Here is a 314-nt window from a genome sequence, read left to right on the forward strand (position 1 = left end):
TCGCGACGGGTGGTGCGGCTGGTGCGGGTTTCCAGGCGCAGGTCGAAACGCTTGATCACCGGGTCGCTGGCGACCATGCCGGAGTCTTGCTGGTAGGCCACAGGCTTGAGTTTCGGGAACACCGTCTGGTCATCGCCGAACACCAGTTTGTGCGCCGTCGCCGTGTGCTCGAAGTGGTAATGGATACCTTCTTCTTCGCACAGGCGCTGGATGAAGTGCAGGTCCGACTCATCGTATTGCACGCAGTAAATGCGCTCGGGATAAATCGAACCGGTCTTGAATTCGTAGGCGTTGCTTTGGATGCCGTGCTCTTC

At 58.6% G+C, this 314-nt stretch carries 1 protein-coding gene; it reads right to left on the minus strand.

The genetic code is table 11. The features are described from left to right. A partial coding sequence (locus AACY19_RS27560; RefSeq protein WP_339454659.1) for a contractile injection system protein, VgrG/Pvc8 family occupies nt 1-314 on the minus strand: 314 nt, incomplete at both ends.

The sequence above is a fragment of the Pseudomonas sp. EA_5y_Pfl2_R50 genome (assembly GCF_963970475.1).
Classification (GTDB): Bacteria; Pseudomonadota; Gammaproteobacteria; order Pseudomonadales; family Pseudomonadaceae; genus Aquipseudomonas.